The sequence below is a fragment of the Pontibacterium sp. genome, assembly GCF_041587635.1.
Taxonomy (GTDB): Bacteria; Pseudomonadota; Gammaproteobacteria; order Pseudomonadales; family Balneatricaceae; genus Pontibacterium.
Map to the genome: position 1 here is coordinate 1 of NZ_JBFGYC010000386.1, position 3,973 is coordinate 3,973.

The 3,973-nt window shown below is 50.9% G+C and carries 3 protein-coding genes; 1 reads left to right on the forward strand and 2 read right to left on the reverse strand.

Annotated elements, in window-relative coordinates:
• Window positions 1-906: 906 nt before the first annotated feature.
• Complete coding sequence (locus tag ABYW01_RS16010; protein ID WP_372834576.1) at window positions 907-2,112, reverse strand: OprD family outer membrane porin; 1,206 nt, start codon at window positions 2,110-2,112, stop codon at window positions 907-909.
• A gap of 276 nt (window positions 2,113-2,388) precedes the next feature.
• Here ABYW01_RS16010 and ABYW01_RS16015 point away from each other — a divergent pair, with 276 nt between their 5' ends.
• Entirely contained in the window at window positions 2,389-3,285 is an 897-nt protein-coding gene (locus ABYW01_RS16015; RefSeq protein WP_372834579.1) for a LysR family transcriptional regulator, read from the forward strand.
• A gap of 7 nt (window positions 3,286-3,292) precedes the next feature.
• Here the strand turns inward: ABYW01_RS16015 and ABYW01_RS16020 are convergent.
• The coding region (locus ABYW01_RS16020; RefSeq protein ID WP_372834582.1) for a putative bifunctional diguanylate cyclase/phosphodiesterase at window positions 3,293-3,973 on the reverse strand (681 nt) is incomplete at its 5' end.

Here is a 3,973-nt window from a genome sequence, read left to right on the forward strand (position 1 = left end):
CCACCGAGTAACATTATACAAATCCAGATCTTAAGGAGCTTGGTAAACATGTTGGTCTCCACATATAAAAGACACGCGTATCCGAACCGGTACAACACCGTGCATTTCTATTCATTATTGGTAGTAATAGTAAGGCAGAGACTGTGCCAGAAATAATTTCGGCCCAATTATCAGATAGATAAAAACCATCTATGAACCTATCGTCACAGATGTGTATACAGAGACTTACACTTAAATCACCCAGTATGAGGATACGGGCTAACCCGCGACAGATTATCCGCTAATGCATTGAGATCTTGAGAGTAGAGTGGTTATCAAACAGCCAGCCAAAGACAGGCTCGAATATCCTTAACCATAAGAACCGCATCCGCGTAGCCGCCCTACCGGACAGAGAGAATATCCTCCCGCTTCAGCCAACTTGCTGCAGATATAATCAGCTACGCCAACGGACGAGATACTGTACAACACCGTGATCGAGGCCCTGCCTGTTTGAATGGTCGGCCAAACACGACAGACACTCACAGTCCCTTTATCCGCTTCTGACACAAAGATATTTCGACGGCACAGTCAGGATAACTGGAACATAGTGCAACGGGAATATTATGCAAATACGTTTTGATTTGAACCCTGAGAGTACAAAAACAACGCTTAGCCGAACAAAGCAGGCTTATGAGGATAAGGAAAAAAAGGCGGAGGCCCGAACCTCCGCCCAAACGCGGTTCCGACAGGATTAAACCACGGACAGAAGGCGTTACTCACCAAGAGAAACGAATAACGCCTGAGGACGAAACCCTGCTACAGCCCCTAAGCCTTATGCAGCAGAATTCCAGGGTACGTATGTGTTGAAAATTGAAGGCAGGCAGCACAGCGAACCTGGCGTTCACTCCACTGCCCTGAACGTGCCGGTTACAGCAGGTTCGTTTTGTAATCCACGATGAAGCGGATGTCGTTGATACGCGGTACAACTGCATCGTCGCCATCAACATTAGCTACACGCAGACGCAGGTTCAGGCCTTTCGCCGCGCCGTCCTGCAGGGTGTATTTCACGTCGACGTTGGTTTCATGACGCTGACCGTCATCACCACCGGCATGGTCGATATCCCAGCTTTCAGTGTGACGTGCCATCAGGTGCAGACCCGGAATGCCCGGTACGTCATAGTCGATACGTGCCTGCAAAGACTGTTCGTCTTTAGCGTTGAAATCCAGCAGCTGTACAGCACCCCAAGTGAAGAACTGGGTGTTATCCGCGCCGCCCCATTTCTGATCGTAAGCATCGCTGCCGCCAACCGTCTGGTACGCGATGGTGTACGCTAGGTTGCCCTGAGACAGACGTGCCGTCAGACCGGTCAGGTTACTGTCGTAATCGCGGCCGTACAGGTCGCCATCGTCTTCACCACGCATGTGGGTCAGGTCCAGCATCAGATCGTAGTCACCCACTTTTGTTGGGTAGGCGAAGTTGAAGTACGCCTGCTTCTGGTAATCATCCGCCACACCGTACTGGATGTGCGTGCTCAGACCGTTCGCAAATTTGTAAGAACCACCGATGGACGCAACGTCGTAGTCTTCGCCGTTTGCGCTGTACGCTTCGAAGTCTTCGTCGTTGTTCATGGACGCTTTGTCGGAGTAGATACCGTAGATCTCACCGCCTTCAAAGCTAGCCGTTGCATGGATCGCCTGCGTGCTTGGTGCAGAGATACGGGAGGTCAGATCATTCAGCAACGGGGTCATCAGAATCATACGACCGGCACGGATGTTCAGGTTATCCGTTGGTTTGATCTTGATGTACGCCTGTTCCAGGGTGGTGTAACCATCACCACGGGTGGTCAGCACGTCAGAAGAGTTGACAGTTTTGTCCCCTTCCAGCTTAGCCACGTGAACAACAGAAGCGTCTACGCCGATCATGTCGTTCCAGAATGGCGACAGGAATTCGGCACGGAACGCCTGACCCGCTGCGATGGTATCCGGGATACCCGCATCAAAATCACGGTTCATGTAGAAGGTACGCAGGCCCAGGTTCACCTGCATCTGGTCATCAGCTTCTGCTGCAATTGCCTGACCGGTAGAGATAGCACTCAGAGCCGCCATAGCCACGGCGAGTTTGTTGAACTTCATGTCGATTTCCTGATAGTTATTTTTATACGTTTCGTCTTTTGTTTACGATCAATCAGAGAGCCGCTGACTGATCGCAAAACATGGATTTGCACAGACAAATCTTGAGCGTGATTGAGTCTTCATATACAACGATATCGTCACCGTCGCATAGCAGTTCCATGAGGCGGCTCAATTTAGATAAATGAAACAGCGATAGATAGAATATATTTTCGACCAACCCCATCTAAAAAACTGATAATCTATTTAGACACTGCGATTTTAAACGGGAGAAATAGAGTGCGTTTGGATATCGAAGCGCTGCGCGTTCTGGATGTTGTCATTGAAGAGGGTAGCTTTGCGAAGGCCGCTGCCCGCCTGCATAAAGCCCAGTCAGCGATCAGCTATCAGATCAAAAAGCTCGAAGATCAGCTTGATGTCGCCATCTTCGATCGCAGCAGTTATCGCGCGGAACTGACACCGAAGGGAAAAGCACTTTGGGTAGAGGGACGACGTTTGCTGCAACAGGCTGAGCGCATTGAGAAGCTGGCTGATCATTATTCCGAAGGCTGGGAGCCTCACTTTGATCTGGTCGTCGATGCGTCTCTGCCTATGGAACCGGTCATGAAAGCGATGAAGGTGCTGGTCGATCGCGAAATCCCGACCAAGATTCAGGTCAAAGTGGAAGCGATGCGGGGCGTACAGAAACGCTTCGAACAGGACAAAGCGCACATGATGCTGGTGAAAGACTATCATCCCAGCCCTCATCTGAAACCGGTACCACTGCCCGAAGTGACCTTTGTTCTGGTGGCATCCTGCGATCACGCGCTGGCGACCCGGGAACGGATCGACCTGAATCAGTTACTCGAACATGTGGAGCTGACCATTCACGATTCAAGCGAAGAATCGACAGACAGGCTGGATGAGCATCAGTTTGGCGGCGACCGGGTGTTCTTTATGCACGGTTTTGTGAGTAAGAAATCCGGTTTAAAGATGGGATTAGGGTTTGGCTGGATGCCGGAGTTCCTGATTCGGGAAGAACTGATATCCGGCGAACTGGTTGAGCTGGACTACGAGGGAGGCTCCCGCTCCTCGTTCACCCCACTGCTGGTCTACCCTACAGATCAGCCACTGGGCAAAGCAGGCGAATTGATTCTGAAGCAGATCCTGTCAGAGTTTGCGACCTTCAAACCCTGACAGCAGATCAAACGCGTGACCCACTCAACACATTCCCAGTAAAGTGCGTAACCATTTCGTGTTCAGGTATGGGCTTACTATAGAGGAAGCCCTGCGCGATATCGCAACCCTCCTCTCGCAAGAATGCAGCCTGCGCTTCGGTTTCCACCCCTTCGCCAACCACCGTCAAGTTCAGGCTCCGTGCCAAAGCAATCACCGCCCGGGCGATCTCCATATCACTCTGACTTTCAGGTATATCCTGAACGAACGAGCGATCGATCTTCAGCTTATTGATCGGTAAACGTTTCAGGTAGCTCAATGAGGAATAACCGGTCCCAAAGTCATCAATGGCGATCTCAATCCCTTCATCCATAAAACGCTGCAATACCCTAGCTGCCGCATTGGGATCATGCATCAAAGTCCCTTCGGTAATCTCTAGCTCGATGTGCTCTGCCGGAACGTTAAACTCTTTCAGCACATTAAAGACCTGTTCACTGAGATGTTCATGCCTAAGCTGTTTACTGGACAGGTTAATATTGACCGCCATCCGGTTAAGATCTAACCCCGCATCCATCCAGCTGCGTAATGTCCTGCACGCTCGGCGCAATACCCATTCACCCACCGGTACAATCAATCCTGTCTCTTCCGCCAGTGGGATGAACTCTTCCGGACACAACAAACCCAGTTCTGGATGCTGCCAGCGGATCAG

Bases quoted from the DNA above. Each gene is read 5' to 3' on its own strand.
- ABYW01_RS16010 (WP_372834576.1), bottom strand. From the start codon at position 2,112: ATGAAGTTCAACAAACTCGCCGTGGCTATGGCGGCTCTGAGTGCTATC.